The 16,659-nt window shown below is 38.8% G+C and carries 20 protein-coding genes; 12 read left to right on the plus strand and 8 right to left on the minus strand.

Annotated features, from left to right (window positions below; genetic code table 11):
- The first annotated feature begins 38 nt into the window (after nucleotides 1–38).
- The 3 genes from JTI58_RS20745 to JTI58_RS20755 all read left to right on the plus strand — a co-directional run bounded on the left by JTI58_RS20745 (nucleotide 39) and on the right by JTI58_RS20755 (nucleotide 1,970).
- Nucleotides 39–764 (plus strand): amino acid ABC transporter permease, encoded by a 726-nt coding sequence (locus JTI58_RS20745; protein WP_205443448.1) that lies wholly within the window; start codon nucleotides 39–41, stop codon nucleotides 762–764.
- A gap of 12 nt (nucleotides 765–776) precedes the next feature.
- Nucleotides 777–1,508 carry an amino acid ABC transporter ATP-binding protein gene (locus JTI58_RS20750; RefSeq protein WP_205443450.1) on the plus strand — a complete coding sequence of 244 codons (732 nt, stop codon included), beginning with the start codon at nucleotides 777–779 and terminating at the stop codon, nucleotides 1,506–1,508.
- Nucleotides 1,509–1,772: 264 nt separating this feature from the next.
- Complete coding sequence (locus tag JTI58_RS20755) at nucleotides 1,773–1,970, plus strand: DUF6501 family protein (RefSeq protein ID WP_016994029.1); 198 nt, start codon at nucleotides 1,773–1,775, stop codon at nucleotides 1,968–1,970.
- Between the two features lie 48 nt (nucleotides 1,971–2,018).
- On the opposite strand, the gene JTI58_RS20760 is transcribed toward JTI58_RS20755, so the two are convergent.
- The 3 genes from JTI58_RS20760 to JTI58_RS20770 all read right to left on the minus strand — a co-directional run bounded on the left by JTI58_RS20760 (nucleotide 2,019) and on the right by JTI58_RS20770 (nucleotide 5,440).
- Nucleotides 2,019–3,086 (minus strand): toxic anion resistance protein, encoded by a 1,068-nt coding sequence (locus tag JTI58_RS20760; RefSeq protein ID WP_205443451.1) that lies wholly within the window; start codon nucleotides 3,084–3,086, stop codon nucleotides 2,019–2,021.
- Nucleotides 3,083–3,733, minus strand: coding sequence for a 5-bromo-4-chloroindolyl phosphate hydrolysis family protein (locus tag JTI58_RS20765; RefSeq protein WP_004230101.1), 651 nt, complete (start codon nucleotides 3,731–3,733; stop codon nucleotides 3,083–3,085). Before JTI58_RS20765 ends, JTI58_RS20760 begins: the two co-directional genes overlap by 4 nt.
- Nucleotides 3,734–4,273: 540 nt before the next feature.
- Entirely contained in the window at nucleotides 4,274–5,440 is a 1,167-nt protein-coding gene (locus JTI58_RS20770) for an IS256 family transposase (protein WP_066037801.1), read from the minus strand.
- A gap of 243 nt (nucleotides 5,441–5,683) precedes the next feature.
- On the opposite strand from JTI58_RS20770, the gene JTI58_RS20775 reads away from it, so the two are divergent.
- Nucleotides 5,684–5,893 carry a hypothetical protein gene (locus JTI58_RS20775; RefSeq protein ID WP_205443453.1) on the plus strand — a complete coding sequence of 70 codons (210 nt, stop codon included), beginning with the start codon at nucleotides 5,684–5,686 and terminating at the stop codon, nucleotides 5,891–5,893.
- Between the two features lie 72 nt (nucleotides 5,894–5,965).
- On the opposite strand, the gene JTI58_RS20780 is transcribed toward JTI58_RS20775, so the two are convergent.
- Both JTI58_RS20780 and JTI58_RS20785 read right to left on the minus strand, forming a co-directional pair.
- A complete protein-coding gene (locus JTI58_RS20780; protein ID WP_205443454.1) occupies nucleotides 5,966–6,247 on the minus strand; it encodes an acylphosphatase in 282 nt (93 codons plus the stop codon).
- Between the two features lie 45 nt (nucleotides 6,248–6,292).
- Nucleotides 6,293–8,020 (minus strand): globin-coupled sensor protein, encoded by a 1,728-nt coding sequence (locus JTI58_RS20785; protein ID WP_205443456.1) that lies wholly within the window; start codon nucleotides 8,018–8,020, stop codon nucleotides 6,293–6,295.
- Nucleotides 8,021–8,143: 123 nt separating this feature from the next.
- Between JTI58_RS20785 and JTI58_RS20790 the strand changes: the two genes are divergently transcribed.
- From JTI58_RS20790 to JTI58_RS20800, 3 genes are all read left to right on the plus strand, one after another.
- Entirely contained in the window at nucleotides 8,144–8,428 is a 285-nt protein-coding gene (locus JTI58_RS20790; protein WP_205443457.1) for a DUF1033 family protein, read from the plus strand.
- Nucleotides 8,429–8,650: 222 nt separating this feature from the next.
- Entirely contained in the window at nucleotides 8,651–8,851 is a 201-nt protein-coding gene (locus JTI58_RS20795) for a cold-shock protein (RefSeq protein ID WP_004230088.1), read from the plus strand.
- Nucleotides 8,852–9,453: 602 nt separating this feature from the next.
- On the plus strand, nucleotides 9,454–9,945 hold the full coding sequence (locus JTI58_RS20800) for a YkvA family protein (protein WP_205443459.1): 492 nt from the start codon (nucleotides 9,454–9,456) through the stop codon (nucleotides 9,943–9,945).
- 53 nt (nucleotides 9,946–9,998) lie between these two features.
- Here JTI58_RS20800 and JTI58_RS20805 read toward each other — a convergent pair whose 3' ends face one another.
- Together JTI58_RS20805 and JTI58_RS20810 are read right to left on the minus strand one after the other, a co-directional pair.
- Nucleotides 9,999–10,811 carry a S1C family serine protease gene (locus tag JTI58_RS20805; protein WP_205443460.1) on the minus strand — a complete coding sequence of 271 codons (813 nt, stop codon included), beginning with the start codon at nucleotides 10,809–10,811 and terminating at the stop codon, nucleotides 9,999–10,001.
- A gap of 58 nt (nucleotides 10,812–10,869) precedes the next feature.
- Nucleotides 10,870–11,508 (minus strand): hypothetical protein, encoded by a 639-nt coding sequence (locus JTI58_RS20810; RefSeq protein ID WP_205443462.1) that lies wholly within the window; start codon nucleotides 11,506–11,508, stop codon nucleotides 10,870–10,872.
- A 170-nt stretch (nucleotides 11,509–11,678) separates the two neighbouring features.
- On the opposite strand from JTI58_RS20810, the gene JTI58_RS20815 reads away from it, so the two are divergent.
- From JTI58_RS20815 to JTI58_RS20835, 5 genes are all read left to right on the plus strand, one after another.
- Nucleotides 11,679–12,149 carry a DinB family protein gene (locus JTI58_RS20815; protein ID WP_205443463.1) on the plus strand — a complete coding sequence of 157 codons (471 nt, stop codon included), beginning with the start codon at nucleotides 11,679–11,681 and terminating at the stop codon, nucleotides 12,147–12,149.
- Nucleotides 12,150–12,229: 80 nt separating this feature from the next.
- Entirely contained in the window at nucleotides 12,230–12,787 is a 558-nt protein-coding gene (locus tag JTI58_RS20820) for a TetR/AcrR family transcriptional regulator (RefSeq protein ID WP_205443465.1), read from the plus strand.
- A gap of 28 nt (nucleotides 12,788–12,815) precedes the next feature.
- Nucleotides 12,816–14,051 carry a beta-ketoacyl-ACP synthase II gene (fabF, locus tag JTI58_RS20825; RefSeq protein ID WP_205443466.1) on the plus strand — a complete coding sequence of 412 codons (1,236 nt, stop codon included), beginning with the start codon at nucleotides 12,816–12,818 and terminating at the stop codon, nucleotides 14,049–14,051.
- Nucleotides 14,052–14,153: 102 nt separating this feature from the next.
- The gene (locus JTI58_RS20830) at nucleotides 14,154–14,939 is read left to right on the plus strand and encodes an alpha/beta fold hydrolase (protein WP_205443468.1); all 786 of its coding nucleotides are present in this window, start codon (nucleotides 14,154–14,156) and stop codon (nucleotides 14,937–14,939) included.
- A 93-nt stretch (nucleotides 14,940–15,032) separates the two neighbouring features.
- Complete coding sequence (locus tag JTI58_RS20835; protein WP_205443469.1) at nucleotides 15,033–15,779, plus strand: amidohydrolase family protein; 747 nt, start codon at nucleotides 15,033–15,035, stop codon at nucleotides 15,777–15,779.
- Nucleotides 15,780–15,841: 62 nt separating this feature from the next.
- Here the strand turns inward: JTI58_RS20835 and JTI58_RS20840 are convergent, their stop codons facing one another.
- Entirely contained in the window at nucleotides 15,842–16,561 is a 720-nt protein-coding gene (locus JTI58_RS20840) for a metallophosphoesterase family protein (RefSeq protein WP_205443471.1), read from the minus strand.
- Between the last annotated feature and the right edge of the window lie 98 nt (nucleotides 16,562–16,659).

Raw genomic sequence — 16,659 nt, forward strand, 5'->3', positions numbered from 1 at the left:
ATATAAGCAAGCAAGATGACATTGTTAGGAGGAACATCATGAGTCTTGAATGGATACTTTCAATTATTGAAAACAACTGGCAAATGTTTTTACGAGGTGCGTATTATACGTTACTGATTTCGAGTATTAGTACAATTATTGGTGCATTTATCGGATTTTTCATCGGAATTATGCATACGATTCCAGTTCGTAAAAAAGGTGTGAAATTTTATAGCTTAAAGCTCATTAATTTTATACTGACATGCTATGTTGAATTTTTCCGTGGTACACCAATGATTGTACAGGCTATGGTTGTCTACTACGGATTAGATATCGCATTCGGTATCGATATGCACTTTATTACAGCAGGTATTTTAGTCGTTTCCCTCAATACAGGGGCATACATGGCAGAAATTGTTCGTGGCGGTATTGTATCGATTGATAATGGTCAATACGAGGCAGCATCAGCAATTGGTATGAATCACTTCCAAATTATGATTCACGTTGTCTTACCACAAGTAGCGCGTAACGTCTTACCAGCGACTGGTAACCAATTAATTATGAATATTAAAGATACAGCCGTTTTAAATGTCATTGGGGTAACGGAATTATTCTTCCAAACTAAATCAATTTCAGGTAACAACTTCCGCTATTTCGAATCATTCTTTGTTGCATGTATTCTTTATTTCATCATGACATTTACCGCATCACGCATTCTTCTTTACGTTGAAAAACGTTTAGATGGACCTGATGCCTATCAAAAAGAACAAAAAGAAGCCGTATAGGGGGACGCACAAATGGCAGTCATTAAAATCGAACATTTAAGTAAATCATTTGGACGTAACCAAGTGTTAAAAGATGTGAATTTCCAAGTGGAAAAAGGGGAGGTAGTTTGTTTAATTGGCTCCTCTGGCTCTGGTAAATCCACACTGCTTCGTTGCATTAATTTATTAGAAACACCAAGTGGCGGTCAAATTATTTATAAAGGGGAAGACATCTTAGATGAAAAGCACAATATTCAAGAATATCGTACACATCTAGGCATGGTGTTCCAGCAGTTCAATTTATTTAACAACCACAACGTCATAAGTAATTGCACAGTGGGCCAAGTCAAAGTGTTAAAACGTTCGAAAAAAGAAGCAGAAGAAACGGCGCTTAAATATTTGAAAATCGTTGGCATGGATCAATATGTGAATGCCAAGCCGCGTCAGCTTTCAGGCGGACAAAAGCAGCGTGTGGCCATCGCTCGCGCCTTATCGATGAATCCAGATGTAATGCTATTTGATGAGCCAACATCCGCATTAGACCCAGAAATGGTGGGTGAGGTATTAAAGGTGATGCGTCAGCTAGCAGATGAGGGCAATACGATGCTCATCGTGACACATGAGATGGAATTTGCCAAAGAAGTGGCAGATCGTGTTGTCTTTATGGATAAAGGCGTAATTGTCGAAGAAGGCCCTCCAGCACAAGTGTTAGTTAATCCATTACATGAACGTACGAAGGAATTTTTAAAGCGTACTTTAAAATAAGCACAAAAAAGGTGAGTCCAACCAGTTGGACTCACTTATTTTCTAGAATTCCATTCTGCATAAAGCACAAAGCAGATTGCGAATGCTACAGCAATGATAAAAAACCATTGCGGAACACCACCAAAACTCATCATAACACCTCAAATTTTCATTTTTTTTGGATAGAATAGGTATAGTATTTCTTTTTTCTCCACAAAAGACCAAAAATATTATAGAATAAGCAATAGACATTAGCTTTTGCTAGTAAAGAGAGGTAGAGAGAATATGTTACATTTAAAATGGAAAGATGCGCCAACATTACGAACGGTTACTTGCAAACATACAAATGCATCAAAATACTTAGTATCCAACGTATTAACAGTAGGGAAAGAATATGAAGTGAAAAATGAAACAGAAGAGTTCATTTTTATCATCGACAATACAGGTAATGTCGGTGGCTACTATAAAGATTATTTTGAATAAAAACAAACAGGGTGGTTCAGAACTTTTACTGAGCCACCCATTTTTTCGTTAATCTCGCCGATAGCTGCTAGCACCCGCCACATCCTGTAGCTGTTGTTTCTCTTGTTCAGTTGCCGTATGCAGGGCAAATACATCTTTAATCGCTGTTTGCAGCTCTTGCTGTGTTTCTTTAAATTTCGAAACTTGCTGTTCAAACGAGGGACTAGAGAAGCGATCATGGGCCTGTGATAATCGTTCCTCTAAACGTGCATAATGATGATCCATATGCATGGACAGCATCATCGCCAGTTGGTTTTTCCAGAGTGGAATCAAGGTAACGATAGAAAACTCGATTTTTTCTGCTAACGTTTGATTGGCCTGCTGAATCATACGGATTTGAGGAGCTGTTTGCAGGGCGACTTGCTGTGATACTTGTAAATCGTAAATACGTTGATCCAGTCTTTCAATTTGAGCAGCAAAGTCATTTAATTGCTGGATCGCAAGTGGCTGCTTGGTTGCTTGGACACTTGTTATTTGTGCAGGTAACTCTACCTCAATGGCTTGCTGCTTCTTCATTTGTCCTGCGGCAATGGCTGTTGCCAATTCCTCAAAAAAACCTCGATTATGGGCATATAGCGCCTCTAAGTTTTCAACATCCTTTATCAGCTGAAGCTGTGCACGTTCCAGCTGAACACCAATACGTTCCACCTGTATACTAATACGTTCAAATTCTGTTAGCGTTTGCTTTACAGTAGGCTCGGTTTTGCCAAAGATTTTTTTGAAAAAGGTTTGCTTCTTCGGTTCCAAAGCGGTCGGGTCTACTCGATCTAACGTCTGCATTAAAGAATCGAGCATTTGACCAATTTTTGTGACGTCCTTTTGCTTTACTTGAGCAAGCATGCGGTCGGCAAATTGAGACAGAGCTCGCTGTGAATCTTGCCCGAGGGACAGCAATGATTCAAAATCAGTCAACTTGATTTGACTGGCATACAGTAATGCACGACTTTGCGCAAGAGGCGATAGCGTTTCATAAGTCGCCATCGCCTCGTTTTGTGGAGTTGTTTCTAAATAGGATTGGACTAGTGGAGAAAGCCCTGGTATGGTATTTAGTTGAAATGCGTGTTCGTTTGCTGTCATTTATCATCGCCTCGCCAGTCCAATTGTTCTCTACGTCTAAGATTGGAACGATTTGCGAATTCAATCTCCATTTGCAGATGATCGATATCATTAGCAAGCGCATCCTTTAAATCAATTTGAATCGTATCATTCAAATCAGTCAGGGTTTCACGTGTTTTGGATAAGGTCAATTGAATTTCCTTATCCTTCACCGGCTGCTTGGAAAGCATCGTATATTTATCCGTTAATTCCACAGCAGAAGGTAGGTGTGCATAGAAAAATGGTTCCACATTATAAAATTTACGTGGGTCTGTCTTGACGATTTTGACGATATTTTTTGAGATACGCGTCATTTCAAGTAGTTGTTTAAAAGCAGAAACAGAACGTACACGTAAATAGTTTTGACTCAATGTTTGAATATGCTTATTAGCTGTTAATACTTGTGTTTCAATGTGTTTGAATTCTTCTTTTGTGATGCCTGCTATTTGCATGACTTTCTTTTTTTGTCTATGTTTCAGCAACGCTGTACTCGTCGCATAGGAACCCGCAAACAGTAAACCACCAAGGAAGAATCCAGGATTTGCCGCAATTGCTGCGATAGAAACAGTCGTGAGCGAAATAAGAAAGCTGGCACTATGTCTAGAGAAAAACTGTCCGACACTAAGCATTGTTTCATCCTCCTTGCTTTTCAATATGTCTATCTTCTTATACGAAATAATCGACATAAAGTTTCATTGAAATTAATCCCTTACATAAATTTTACTGCTATTTGTGAACTTTCTCAATGATAATACATAGAATAAGTGAGTTGTTTCGATGAATTAGTCGATTTTGTCCTCTTAAGGAGTCATTTAGATCGCTTTTTTTCAATTCAAGAGCGGTTTCTGCCTCAGAGAGAGCGGTGTTACTCAAATTGAGAGCGGTGTTGATCCTCGAGAGAGCGGTTAAGTGAGATCCATGAGTCAAGTCCTAATTATTGTGTAAAATTCTATACAGAAGTTTTCAACCTAGCGTTTATTCATAGCTCTTGATTGGTGTAGCCAAATTTTGTTTATCCATTTAACAACACTACCATTTTTTTGCCCGTAACTTCCATGGGTTTATATCTCCACAGGCAGTAAAGGCTGTCAAAGGCTCTTTTCACTTTGATAGCCTTTACTGCTTGTGGAATACTCCATGAATGGAAGATACGTTGAAAAATACTTGTTCTATTTGGTTAAACCTTTTTTCTTTGAGTAAATCGTTTCTTGATACTGCATTAAAATAGCACCTACCAATCGAAAGGCAGACTGCGTATTTGGAAAGATTCGTATGACCTTTTCTCTTCTACGCACTTCTTGATTTAATCGTTCAAGTGAATTTGTACTTCGAATATGACAGCGTATATCTGCTGGATAATTCATGTATTGGATGGTATCTTCGAAACCTTCATCTAAGATAGTAAGAGCTTTTTCGTACTTTGGATTATTTCCAAATTGGTCCATTAATTCATCCTTAAACTTTCGAATATCTTCAAGGGTTACGGCTTCAAAAATGCGCTTCATCATCATTCGGATATCGACGGAGTCTTTTTTAGGAAGCTTCTCGATAATATTTCGTTTAAAATGCACATTACATCTTTGCCAAGCAGTGCCGATAAATTCACGCTGTATCGCTTTTTGAAGCCCTTGATGAGCATCTGAAATCACTAGTTGAGGTGATTGAAGTCCACGTGATTTGAGTTGTTTAAAAAAAGAGCTCCAACTATCAAAACTTTCAACATGATCCACACTTAAACCGATAATTTCGCGTTTATTTTCTTCCGTAATGGCCGTAGCGATATAAACAGCTTTTGATACGACACGTTGATGTTCACGTACTTTTATGTACATGGCATCTACAAAAACAAAAGGATAATACATGGTGTTTAATGGACGATTTGCCCATTCGTTCACGATCGGATCCAGTTTCTGTGTGAGTGAAGAAACAAAAGATTTAGAAACGGATTCGCCGCAAAGTTGTTCTACAATATGTGTGACTTTTCGTGTAGAGACGCCATTAATAACCATCTCCAGCATAGAAAGAACAAATGCCTGATCACAACGTGCATACTTGTCAAAAACAGTAGGAGAAAATTCACCATGACGCGTTCTAGGAACTTTTAGTTTTATCTTACCAATACTCATAGTCAGTTCACGTTCATAGTACCCATTACGGTAATCACGACGCTCATTAGAACGTTCATAGGCAGATGCATGAAGGAAGGCATCTCTTTCTTTTTCCATAAATTCATTTAAGACTAAAATAATAGCTGACTTTACAACAGCATCAATAGTGGAATTCATAACGGAATCTTTTAAAAGATCCATGTCTAGGTTAAACTGTAACTGGGTCATTTTTAATCTACCTCTCTTAAAATGTGTTCGTGGTTGAAAACATTCTAACCAAGAGGAGAGAAAATGACCCCTTTTCTTTTTACACAATTATATGGACTTAATCGATCCATGAGCGGCTTCGGCATCGAGATGAGCGGCTTATTCTCTAAGAAGAGCGCCTTCATCCAAAAGAATAAAGTAGTGAAGGCCTTGTATGAAACTTTTTCCAAGTAAATTCGTAACTGATACAAAGGGGGATAGATCATGTCGAAAATTTTTCTGGTGTCTATTACTAAAAACATTGATGATCAAGTAAGTGAGCAAAAAGTGAAAGAAAAAGTCTTTGAGAAGAAATCAAAGTTAAAAGCGTATTTAAACAAAGAAGGGTATATGAAGGAATCTAAAAATCAATATGTGAAAATCACGGACGAATCGATATTTGTTGCTGCGATTCAGAAAATAAAAATCAAATAATAATCATGAGGTCATGTTCCTACGAGCATGACTTTTTAAATGTGTTTTTAAAGACATTTAAAAAGCCAGACATTAAACAATGTCTGACTCCATACGTATATAGCCTTTTAAATCGTGGGATAGTTCTAATGAAAATGAATTGGAATCGGCTTGGGGGCTAACGCCTTTTTGGACAAAAAGGAGGAATTCATTGAGTGCCTTTTCTGAGCCCTCCACTTCCACTTCAATTTGCTCTGCGTCATTCAATCGACAGTATCCTTTTAACCCTAATTCAATCGCTTTTTGCTTGATGAAGAAACGATAGCCTGTGCCATAGACATCACCAAAAAATTTTATACTTGCTCGTTTGTTCAAGGGAATACCTCCTACTTAATGAGGGAGAGGGATGAACCTCTCCTTTTATTGCATGACACGTTCTTTTTCTAAATAGGCAATTAAGTTATTAATGTAATAAAGCACATGCTTAGATGCCTCATCGACCTCTTTTAGATGCACATCGGCTTGCTCGATATGACCCGCTTTATGGGCTTCAGCGGCAAGCTTCGCTGATTCATGGACACGTAAGTGATAGCCATCTAACTCATGATAGTCCTGTAAATGACCAAAACGTTCGACTGTACGAGGTGCTGTGTACCATTTGCCAAGTCGACAGTCTCGATGCGATGAAACATCGCTTGGATCAACGTTTTCTAGGCCAAGGAACATGTTATAAATGCGCCATTTCCATAAAATATGATCCGCCTTCGATAATTGTAATAGGGCAATGGATGAAAGCTGAACATTATTGTTAGCAATGAGATCATTACGGAAACGGTTAATTTCTTTCCCTAATAAATGAATATCGCTAGATGTATTATGACTATAATCACGAATATCTTCTTGTAAGCTTGAAATTTCGATCATTCTTGCTGAGACTTCATCAATTGCGGCTGCTTGCTCCTGGGAAATGGCTGCCGTATTTGTCACATCTAAATTAATACCTTCAATCGCCTGAACAATGGCATTTAATAATGGTAACGAATCTTTTGCTTCAACGGTTGCTTCTTTAATAATGGCTGTAGTATCAGTAATCGAGTTAGATACATCATTGGAATAACTCTTTAAATGATGGACATTCGCAGATACTTCACTTAGCGCAGATACCGTGTTTTCAGCAAGCTTTCTTACTTCCTGTGCAACAACCGCAAAGCCTTTCCCATGTTCACCAGCACGCGCAGCTTCAATGGAGGCATTCAGTGCGAGGAGGTTGGTTTGATCGGCGATTTGATTGATTAATGTGACAACCTGCTCAATATCATTTACCCGTTTTTGCAATTCTGAAAATGATTCTACAATGGAAGTAAATGTTTCTTCCGTTTTAAAGATTTCCGATAAGGCATGCTCAATTGCGTTTTTCCCTTTCGTTGCATGGTCAACAGATTCGGTTGTTTTCTCAGATATATGAGAAGACATGCGCGCAACCTCATTGATAGAAGCGGCGATCTGTTCTGTAGCAGCTGTAGAGGATTGGATTTCTTCATTTTGCTTATCTAGGCTAAAAACTAAATCCTTCATGTACATAATTTTGGCATTGACATCCATTAAAGAGGATACTTCTCCTACCACATTTTCAATAATACGCTCCGTCAACACCTCCACCAATAACTCTTGATCGACATTGACAGCGGATTGGAATGATTTCATATATTGAAATGCTTTATTCGGCTTGATACCAAAATTGTATAAAATATATGTAGTAATGTAGAAGGCAAATTGGTTGAATACAACAATTAATTTACCAGGCTCGTATTGATGCTTGCGAAATAGATTGAAAAATTTGACAGTTTCGTCTACATAATGATCATCACGTGTTCCTAAGAAAAACTGTGTTAAATATTGATTAATATTTTCTTCACTAATGGTTAATTGAGAGGTAGGGGATATCTCGCTTAAATAATGATGAAAAATGGCATTCATGGAAGGGGTAATATCTTTGAGCTTTTGATAGAGTGCCTTTAAGTGCTCTTCATCCTGTGAAGAGAAATGGTTGAATGCCAGAGTTTTGTGAAATCGGCCTGTTGCATGTAAATCTGTACCACGTTTTAGTAGCTCTTCTAGCTCTGCTTTAGGTCGAATGCTTGAAAACATAAAAATACCTCCAAAAAGTATGTATAATAAGGTAATAATAGCATAATTCAGGTGGTTTTAATAGACATTTCAGTTGTGTTTGCTAAAATGAAACTATCTTATGACAGCAAGGAATGGGCAAATATGTATACAATTATTTACATGAAAGCGGACTATGAGCCTTGGTGGAAATTTGAAGGCTGGGAAGCTTATATTCAAACAGAAGATACATTTGATACGAAGGAGCTCTTTGAACGTGCATTACAGCAAAAATTAGCACATTTCCGCTCCTCTTATGATAATGAGGCGACGAAGGAAGAGCAGTATTGGGCCTTTTGGTCTGAGGATGAAAGCTTTTATTGTGAGGCTTGCGATGATGATGCACAAGTATATCATGGAGTAATTGCGTGTAAAATAGAGGAGAAGTAAAATAATTTTGAAATAAAGTAAAAAACATTTTTTCTTTATTTGACAAAATTATGAATGGCAGTTATACTTAAGTTAACAATTTAATTGCTTCACCGGTAACATGAATTCACATATTACAAAAAGTGATCGCGTTAGTTCGGTACTCTTTGTAATATGTGAATTTTTTTCATTCGCTGAAGAAATTACATATTGTTCACTTTTATTTTTTGGAGGTTTTCTTAAATGAAACAAGGTACAGTAAAATGGTTTAACTCAGAAAAAGGTTTTGGATTCATCGAAGTTGAAGGTGAAAACGACGTATTCGTACACTTCTCAGCTATCCAAGGCGAAGGTTTCAAAACTCTTGACGAAGGTCAAAAAGTGGAATTCGAAGTTGTAGATGGCAACCGCGGACCACAAGCTGCTAACGTAACTAAACTTTAATTCTCAGTAATTAAAACTACTTTCGTTAAACCCAAGACATCCTATGCAAATAGGATGTCTTTTTTGTATCATTTAAAAGTTTAAGGATTACAAATCCTATTTTAGGTTAAATATATAGTAGTGGCGGATAGCAGCGATAAAGTAGCGGTTAGAACTGCAAGAATGAGAGATAGCTGTAAAAGAAGCGGATAGCCTTGCAAAAGTGAAGGATAGCGCTATAAAAGTAGCGGTTAGAACTGTAAGAATGAGGGATCGCTGTAAAAGTAGCGGATAGCCTTGCGAAAGTGAAGGATAGCGCTATAAAAGTAGCGGTTAGAACTGTAGGAATGAGGGATCGCTGTAGAAGTAGCGGATAGCTTTGCAAAAGTGAAGGATAGCTCTACAAAAGTAGCGGATAGCCTTGCGAAAGTGAAGGATAGCGCTATAAAAGTAGCGGTTAGAACTGTAGGAATGAGGGATCGCTGTAAAAGAAGCGGATAAGCTTGCAAAAGTGAAGGATAGCGCTATAAAAGTAGCGGTTAGAACTGCAAGAATGAGGGATAGCTGTAATAGAAGCGAGTAGTCCCGCTAAAATACTGAATAGTTAGCATAGAAGGAGGCAGATGAATTTGAATAATGAAGAAAAATTGCCTGATGAACAGGAGCAGCAAGATTTTTATCAGAAACTACGTACAAAATTAGTAGCGTTTCTTGGATCGAAAAAGGGAAAAAGTAATAAATTTACACCGTATTTAATGTTTGTGCCTGATTTATTTCATTTATTAATTAAAACCGTAACGGATGCGGGTGTGGATAAGAAGAGTCGTGCGTTAATTGGGGCATCCATTGCGTATTTTGTGTTGCCGATGGATCTAATGCCAGAAGGACTATTGGGCTTTGGTGGCTACTTAGATGATGTGGTGCTAGCAACTTTTGTGGTAAATACGATTATCAATAAATTGGGGCCAGATGTAGTAGAAAAGCATTGGACAGGAGATGACAAGCTTTTGCATGTGCTGCAAAAGGTGGCAGAAGTGAGTGATGAGGTTGTCAGTAAAATTCCTGTGAAATCGCCAATTGCTCAGTTTGTGAAGCAAGAGAGTAAAGATCAATAATAATATTATGTAAACCCATAATGCCCTAAAAAATGAACCTGTGATAAGCAGGTTCACTTTTTTAATAAATTCCGGAGCTGTTGTACAGGTACAAACAAGCCGACACGTCCAATGGGCTCATATTTCATCGTTGCAAAGATCACCCCAATAACTTCGCCCTTTTGATCAATGACAGGGCTTCCACTATTCCCACGATAAACAGGTGCTTTTAGCATCATCACAGGCTCCTGCCAATCCTCTAATTGAATGGATTCTAGCAATGTCCCCTCATTAGCAATGCCCGTAAAAGCAAGTGGATTTCCAATAAAATAGACATGTTCATTAGCCGAGTAAGGTGGCTCTTCTGCAAGAGGGAGATAGGGGAGCTGCTCTGCTTCCACTTGTACTAAGGCTAAATCTACGGCTGGATAGCTCTCAATTAATGTTGCCTCCATCAACCCCTCATCTGGAAAGACGACAGATAATGTTGTGGCATTTTCTACTACATGGGCATTGGTGACAATTAGACCATCAGGAGAGATGGCAAAACCAGTGCCTTTACTGGAGCCTGTCGAAATTTCAACGACTGCCTTTTTATAGGTTTGTATATCCTCTTGTGCTGAGAGTCTCGTTGAAACCTTGATAAATTCAAGCGCAGGTATGGAATAAATTTGAAAAATCAGGGCGAATGTATTGAAAAACAGCACCATTGCCATACCCCACACAATCCAGCGTACAAGAGGCTTTTGTTTTTTTTGCTTTTTTCCATGAATGCGTTCTTCACGCTCCTGTGCCAATGCTTTTTGCTGTTCCTCGAGTACAAGTTCAATAAATTCTTCTTCCGTTAAGTCTTCTTGCTTTGGTGTTGCATTATGTATTTCACTCATGTATGGCCCCCCTTTGCTAAAAAACAGACGCCCAAGCAGGACGCCTGTTTTCATTCAATTATTCTATTTTTTGCAAGGTTGATGTCACAACAAATGGCTCATCTTGCTCTGTTTCCATCGTATCCTCTGTGCGGATTAGGCCAATATCTTTCGCAAAATACTTGATTGTCGTCATTTGGTCTTTAGAGCGGGTTAGCTGGATGACATCTTGATAGACCGTTGTGCCTGTATCGACAGTGGCAGTCGTTGATTCAATGGTCCAACCTTGAAAGCTCGTCCCGACTTGTAATGGCTTTTGAAGTATGGTTTCCAGTACAGGGTAAGAAGCTGCCTCTGCTGCACTTGGCATGCTTGGATTGCTGTCAACGGGTTCTCGATAGACAAGATTAATGCTTGCATCGGTTATACGATAGATTTTTAATAGTGTCACACCACCATTATTCTCTATTTGCGCGATATGCTGTGTATCGAGATAGGTTGTTTTTAGTGTGAAGCTGGCAAACTCATTTCCTTCCCCTTGAAAAGAGGCGACGGATCCATCAGGTGGAAAATAGGATAGAAGTGACGTTTGATCTTGTTCATCTGATTGCTTGTCCTCCACAGGTGGTGTTGGCGATGGCACAGGCTCTTCTTTGACTTCTTCACGACAGCCAGCAAGTAGAAATGCAAGAGAAAGTACGAGAACATGGTATCTCATAAGCACACTCCTTCGCTATTTTCTTTCATTATACGTGAATGGAGGGCGTTATACGAATGAAATGAGAAATTAATTTCATAATAATATTATGTAAACTTCATACTAGAAACTTGTAACAGAATGGAAAATTAACTATGATAGAAATGAAGTTAAAAATGGGGGGCAAAGATATGTATAGACAAGTAGATGATTTTTTACAAGAATGGTCAAATGCATCGAAGGGAACACTGCAAGTATTACAGGCTTTAACAGATGACAAGCTAGCGCAAAGTATTGTAGAGGGTCATAGTACACTTGGCTGGTTAGGTTGGCATTTAGTTGGGGCGGCTGGTTATTTTAGCTATCTAGCAGGGTTAAAAGTACCAATGATTCGTCAAGAAGATCCTGTACCAACGACTGCAGCTGAGATCGTGACAGCCTATGAAAGCGTTGCAAATGGTATTAAAGAGGAAGTGGCTAAGCTTTCGAATGACGATTTACTAGAGGTAGTAAATGGCTTTACGGCGCCCATGCCAAAAGGGGCTTTATTACGTGTATTAATCGACCATCAAACACATCATCGTGGACAAATGACGGTCCTGCTACGTCAAGCAGGCTTACCAGTACCTGGTGTGATGGGACCAACAAAGGAAATGCAATAACCATGCAAGCGGCAGATATATCGTTTATCTGCTGCCTTTTTTTAATTGACACTTACCTACTAGTAAGTTAGTATAAAGCCATGACAAATAGAAAAATGCAAATTATAGAATTAACATTGAAGAATATTCAGGAAAAAGGTTTCACATCATTTAGTTATGAGCATTTAGCAAAGGAGCTTGGCGTTACGAAGGCAAGTATTCACTATCATTATGAGAAGAAGGGAGATTTAGGGATCGCTGTTTGCGAAAGAATTCAGCAAGGGTTAGTGGGGGCTTATACACTGATTAAGGAGTCCACTATGCCAGCTGAGGAAAAGCCTTTTGCCTTTATTATGCAGCGAGTAAAATTCCTTGAGCAAGATGGTGTTTGCCCTATCTCAGCTTTACAGGCAGACTATCAAGAATTACCGCAACCGATGCAAGAAAAGCTTCAGCAGCTTAGCCAAATGGAAATCGATGTTTTTGTAGAGCTACTGAAAGATGCTAAACAACAGGGCGCCCTCCAAGCCACTAATGATTTGGAGGCACTAGCTGTATTCCTTATTTCAAGTACGAAAGGGGCATTACAATACAAACGCGTTTTAGGAGAAGCGTTCTTTCTCAAAATGCTGGCGCAATTACAGGAATTGTTAAAATAAAAAACGAAAACAAAAAGGAGCGATGTACATGATACGAAGAGTCGTAGTTACTGGATATGGTGTTGTTTCCCCGTTAGGTAATTCGGTATCAGCCTTATGGGAGAATATAAAAGCAGGACAATCAGGGATTCAAAACATTCAAGGGGAGGCATTTAGCGGCATTAATACGCAAATTGCTGGGACGATCACGGATTTCGATGCAACGCAGTATATGGATAAAAAAGAAATCAGTAAGTATGATTTATTTGTACAATATGCTGTTGCCGCTTCCCAACAGGCCCTAACGCAAGCTAATTTAAATATGGAGCAGGTGGATAAAGAGCGTTTAGGCGTATACATTGGCTCAGGTATCGGGGGCATTGAGACGATTTTAGAAAATCATCAGGCTATGCTTGCTAATGGGCCAAGAAAGGTGTCACCGTTTATGGTACCGATGATGATTAGCAATATGGCTGCTGGGATTCTAGCGATTAAAACGGGCTTTAAAGGGCCAAGCTTTTCACCTGTTTCGGCCTGTGCGACAGGAAACCAGGCCATTGGAGAAGCGTTCCTAGCGATTCGACATGGCTATGCGGATGGTATTTTAGCAGGTGGAGCGGAGGCACCCATCAATCCACTTAGCTTTGCAGGATTCTCTCGTATGAAAGCCATGTCCACAAGAAACGATGCGCCAACAAAGGCTAGTCGACCATTCGATAGCGAACGAGATGGCTTTGTCATGTCTGAAGGGTCTGGCATCGTGTTCCTAGAGGAATATGAACACGCCAAACAAAGGGGTGCTACGATTCTTGGTGAGATTGTTGGCTATGGTGTCACAACCGATGCTCATCACATTACAGCACCTGATTTTACGGGCGCTGCCAATGCCATGAAGCTCGCATTGAAAATGGGCGAAATCGATGAATCAGCTGTCGATTATATCAACGCACACGGCACAAGCACACCAGAGGGAGATAAATCTGAAACGAAGGCTATTAAAAGCGTTTTTGGTGACCATGCCTATCAATTAAAGGTCAGCTCCACAAAATCAATGACAGGGCATCTCTTTGGAGCAGCTGGTGGAATCGAAGCCATTATTACATTGAAAAGTATAATGGATGGCATCATTCCACCAACGATCAATTATGAAAAGCCAGATCCCGAGTGTGATTTAAATTATGTTCCAAATGAGGCGCTTCATCAATCCATCCACTTAGCTTTATCCAATGGATTTGGCTTTGGTGGTCATAATGCTGTGCTAGCCTTTAAAAAGTATGAGGAATAAAGCAGTAGATTGTTGATAAAGGGATGGTATGAAATTGGATGTTCATACCATTTTTTCTCTGTATAATGATAACAAAAATATAGTGTGTGAAAGGAGTTCCATATGAATTACGAAATTTATGGGGATGTAGAAAGTAAAGTGACAATTCTCGCTATACCAGCTTTAGGTGAACGAAAAGAATTTTATCTACCTTTGGCAAAGCAACTATCCAGTTTTCGTTGGATAGTTTGTGAACTACCAGGACATAACGGTTATGACACAAAGGGTATTTCGATTAATAGCTATATACATAATTTGAAAAATCTACTAGATTCTTTAGACGTGATAAATGTCCATTTAGTTGGTACATCAATAGGAGCAACGATCATACAGGCTTTTTATCAACAATACACTGAAGTTGTTCAGTCTCTATTTTTACTAGATGGAGGTTATTACTTTTTAGGTGAACGACAAGGCTTACAAGAAGAAATGACAGTACAAAAAATCGACAATTTTGAGGATATAAAAGAAGCTGTTCACAAATTTACCTATTCCATCGAAAGGTTACAACCACAGAATTATGAGCAGTTTGAACACTATTTTTTAGGAAACTATATAATGGACACAGGATATTACAGACATCATTGTGATTCAGATTCTTATAATGCTTTAAGCAAGGAGGTTGAAACCATCAATTATTGTTTAAACAATCAACCTTCTATTTCCTTAAATTTACTCTTAGCAGAAAATAGTTTGGATACATACACTACCGAAAAACTGAAAGAATTTCAACTACGGTATCCACTAGCTAATGTTCAAGTTATTCAGAACGGTCATCACTATTTACCTTTAACACATACGGAGGAGGTAAAAGTTTTTCTACAACACAATATTGCAAACGATATGTAAATCAATAAGTTTTTCTTATGATAAATAACTAGAAATTCGTACTATTACTTATGTTTATGATATGGTAAATTCAAGGAAAAAGGGGGATGAATGATGAGAATTTTTGATGCCCATTTTCATATTATTGACTTTGATTTTCCGATTATTGAAAATCAAGGATATACACCACCAAGCTATGTAGTAGAGGATTATCAAAAGGATACAGTGAATCTCCACATAGCAGGGGGTGCCATTGTATCAGGGTCTTTTCAAGGATTTGACCAAGCCTATTTATTAAAAGCATTGAAACAGCTCGGTCCCGCATTTTGTGGGGTAACGCAATTACCTTATTCAGTTACGGATGATGAAATTGTTCATTTACATAACAATGGGATAAGGGCATTACGCTTTAATAGTAAACGAGGTGGCTCAGAGGATTTATCGCAGCTAGATACCTTTGCACGAAGGGTTTATGATTTGGTGGGGTGGCATAGTGAGCTCTATATCGATGCGAAGGAATTACCGGAGATAGCCGCCACCATTGAAGCATTACCAGCCATCTCCATCGATCATTTAGGATTGTCGGAAGAAGGGCTGCCACATTTATTAAGGCTTGTTGATAAGGGAGTACGTGTCAAGGCGACTGGCTTTGGTCGTGTGGAGCTAGATGTGAAGCATGCGTTACAAGCGATTTATAACGTCAATCCAGATGCGCTCATGTTCGGAACAGATCTGCCGTCCACAAGAGCCAAACGACCTTTTCATGATGGGGATGTGGAATTGATTCAACAGCTATTTGATCAACAGGCTGCTGATAAAATTCTTTATAAGAATGCGCTACAATGGTATTTCCAGCGTTGAATACCAAAAAAGAATCCATTTTGGCATTAAAATGGATTCTTCATTTTTGAATGGAGACGCCACTAAGCATTTCGATAGTTGGCAAACATAATTTCATTATAATATTGTTCTAATTGAGGCATACCCAGCTCTTTTGCGCTCATTAGCTCAGCCTCTCGGTCATATGGTACTCTAATGAATTGGATGGCATTGTTTGACTGTGTCCCATCTAGGATCGCATAGGAAGCGGAAGTTAGGTCAAGTGAATTACCGACACTCCCCACATTACAAAGAATTCCTTGTTTATATGTATGTAAAAAAGTTGTATGGATATCGCCATAGAACACAATATCAGGGCGTTTCTTGTAATGGATTGAATTGGTTACTTCATTATTTTCAAACATAGATAAACGCTTTTCAAGTGGATGACTCGGTAAAATACGTTCAAATTCACTTCTTGGAGATGCATGGAAAAATCTAATGAGCTGCCCATTTAACTCAAGGTCAATATGGAAGGGGAGGGATCCGAGGTACTGATAGTCTTTTGCTGTTAAACGATCTTTCAACCATTGGAGATAATCATTGTCAGTAGGGGATTGAATAAATACGTCCCAATTGCCTCGAACGACTTGTTCGCAGTTCTGTTGGATAAGCTCTATACATGCAGATCCTTGAGGGCCTTTGCCGATTAGATCACCTAAACAAAAAATTCTGTCAATCTTTCTGAAGCGAATGTCTGTTAACACGGCCTCTAATGCCGTTTTATTCCCATGAATATCTGAAATAATTGCAATTTTCTTCACGAAGCTTCCCCCTCATCAATGCTATACTCTACTATTCTATAAAAATCCTTTTAATCCTTTAAAAACCAGATAAACGCAAAAGACATACATATTTAGCA

It is taken from the genome of Lysinibacillus fusiformis, assembly GCF_016925635.1.
GTDB lineage: Bacteria > Bacillota > Bacilli > Bacillales_A > Planococcaceae > Lysinibacillus > Lysinibacillus fusiformis_F.

Excerpts from the sequence above, each read along its gene's own strand:
- JTI58_RS20835 (WP_205443469.1), top strand. The coding sequence starts at position 15,033 with ATGAGAATTTTTGATGCCCATTTTCATATTATTGACTTTGATTTTCCG.
- JTI58_RS20745 (WP_205443448.1), top strand. The coding sequence starts at position 39 with ATGAGTCTTGAATGGATACTTTCAATTATTGAAAACAACTGGCAAATG.
- JTI58_RS20830 (WP_205443468.1), top strand. The coding sequence starts at position 14,154 with ATGAATTACGAAATTTATGGGGATGTAGAAAGTAAAGTGACAATTCTC.
- fabF (WP_205443466.1), top strand. The coding sequence starts at position 12,816 with ATGATACGAAGAGTCGTAGTTACTGGATATGGTGTTGTTTCCCCGTTA.
- JTI58_RS20750 (WP_205443450.1), top strand. The coding sequence starts at position 777 with ATGGCAGTCATTAAAATCGAACATTTAAGTAAATCATTTGGACGTAAC.
- JTI58_RS20755 (WP_016994029.1), top strand. The coding sequence starts at position 1,773 with ATGTTACATTTAAAATGGAAAGATGCGCCAACATTACGAACGGTTACT.
- JTI58_RS20815 (WP_205443463.1), top strand. The coding sequence starts at position 11,679 with ATGTATAGACAAGTAGATGATTTTTTACAAGAATGGTCAAATGCATCG.
- JTI58_RS20810 (WP_205443462.1), bottom strand. The coding sequence starts at position 11,508 with ATGAGATACCATGTTCTCGTACTTTCTCTTGCATTTCTACTTGCTGGC.
- JTI58_RS20765 (WP_004230101.1), bottom strand. The coding sequence starts at position 3,733 with ATGCTTAGTGTCGGACAGTTTTTCTCTAGACATAGTGCCAGCTTTCTT.
- JTI58_RS20800 (WP_205443459.1), top strand. The coding sequence starts at position 9,454 with ATGAATTTGAATAATGAAGAAAAATTGCCTGATGAACAGGAGCAGCAA.
- JTI58_RS20775 (WP_205443453.1), top strand. The coding sequence starts at position 5,684 with ATGTCGAAAATTTTTCTGGTGTCTATTACTAAAAACATTGATGATCAA.
- JTI58_RS20790 (WP_205443457.1), top strand. The coding sequence starts at position 8,144 with ATGTATACAATTATTTACATGAAAGCGGACTATGAGCCTTGGTGGAAA.
- JTI58_RS20820 (WP_205443465.1), top strand. The coding sequence starts at position 12,230 with ATGACAAATAGAAAAATGCAAATTATAGAATTAACATTGAAGAATATT.
- JTI58_RS20805 (WP_205443460.1), bottom strand. The coding sequence starts at position 10,811 with ATGAGTGAAATACATAATGCAACACCAAAGCAAGAAGACTTAACGGAA.
- JTI58_RS20770 (WP_066037801.1), bottom strand. The coding sequence starts at position 5,440 with ATGACCCAGTTACAGTTTAACCTAGACATGGATCTTTTAAAAGATTCC.
- JTI58_RS20785 (WP_205443456.1), bottom strand. The coding sequence starts at position 8,020 with ATGTTTTCAAGCATTCGACCTAAAGCAGAGCTAGAAGAGCTACTAAAA.
- JTI58_RS20795 (WP_004230088.1), top strand. The coding sequence starts at position 8,651 with ATGAAACAAGGTACAGTAAAATGGTTTAACTCAGAAAAAGGTTTTGGA.
- JTI58_RS20760 (WP_205443451.1), bottom strand. The coding sequence starts at position 3,086 with ATGACAGCAAACGAACACGCATTTCAACTAAATACCATACCAGGGCTT.